The 1,273-nt window shown below is 60.9% G+C and carries 2 protein-coding genes; both read right to left on the reverse strand.

The features are described from left to right. Positions 1 to 566 (reverse strand): GMC family oxidoreductase N-terminal domain-containing protein (locus EOA13_RS37115; protein WP_164780631.1); only part of this gene is annotated, 566 nt, incomplete at its 3' end. An 86-nt stretch (positions 567 to 652) separates the two neighbouring features. Then, positions 653 to 1,273: substrate-binding domain-containing protein (locus EOA13_RS37120; RefSeq protein WP_164780633.1), on the reverse strand; the 621-nt coding region annotated here is incomplete at its 5' end.

The following is a 1,273-nucleotide window of genomic DNA, read 5'->3' on the forward strand; positions in this document are numbered from 1 at the left end:
CCTTCTTGGGAAGCGCCGTTGAAGTCGCGGTTCAGGGGGGCACCCGTCGAAACGGCGGCATTGATGAAAGCATCGGCCAATGGATGAGGACCGAGGTCAGAGACCCAGATCGGACCGCCGATACCGTGATACTCGTCAGCTCCGCGCGTCTGGTGTTCGGCCTTTTTGAAATAGGGGAGGACATCTGCATAGCCCCAGCCTTCGCAGCCGGCGCGTTGCCAGGAATCGAAATCCTCCCTTTGGCCGCGGGTATATATCATTCCGTTGATTGACCCCGTTCCGCCGAGAAGCTTTCCTCTTGGCTGATAGGTCGTTCGTCCGCCGAGCTCGGGCTCAGGTTCGCTCCAGTAGCACCAGTTGTGGCGACGATCCGTGTAAAGCTTGCCGTAACCCATCGGGATGTGCACCCATGGGCTGGTGTCCGGCGGCCCGGCTTCGATCAACAAGACCCGCTTGCGGGCATCCTCGGAAAGCCTGGCCGCAACGACGCAGCCGGAGGAGCCTGCTCCAACGACAATATAGTCAAACGTCTCGAACTTGACGCTGACGGTATGATCCCGCGCCATTGCAATGTTCCAGGAAAGGTCAAAACAGGGCTGTTAAAGGCATGTGAGCGGCCCGAAGGTCTTCGGGGCCGCCCATGCGCGCGTCCCTACTGGCGTGACCAGAGGTCGGGCAGCGTGTCGATGTTTTCAGGTGTTGCGATACGGCCGACGATGGCACAGTTTGGCGCGCACGCGGGTTTCTCGCCCTTAGACAGCTGCAGAGCAACCTCGATCGCCTTCTTGGCCAGAACGTTCGCGTCGTACGTCACGTCCACGTCGATATACTTCTTGCGCAAGGCATCGATGGCGACCGGCTGCACGTCGAGGGCCGCGATGTAGATGTGCTTGGGATCTCCATCAGGAGCCCAGCGCCCGGCAGCCTCGAGCGCCGACTGCACCGCTGAAAGGGCGAAGTCACTCGCCATAAAGATGCAGTTCGCCTCCGGATGAGCCCGTAGCGCGTTTGCGGTGCCGGACCGGAAAATCTCGGGATCCCAATTTGTGGGTATTGTCTGCAGGGTCTCGATCTTGCCCTTGGTGGCGGCAAGCCACCCCTCGTGCCGGGTATGCCCATTGACGTCTGTCAACGCTCCCTGCAACTCGATGCATTGACCCTTCACGCCTTTGGAAGCGAGAAGGTCGGCCAAGGCATTTGCGGCGGCCGTTGCGTCCTTGTTGCCATCACCGCCCAGATGAGCGGTCGGTTGCACAGAGCCCGGCGGGTGGTC

Origin of the sequence: Mesorhizobium sp. M7A.F.Ca.US.011.01.1.1 (assembly GCF_003998295.1) — a bacterium.
In the GTDB taxonomy this organism is placed as follows: Bacteria; Pseudomonadota; Alphaproteobacteria; order Rhizobiales; family Rhizobiaceae; genus Mesorhizobium.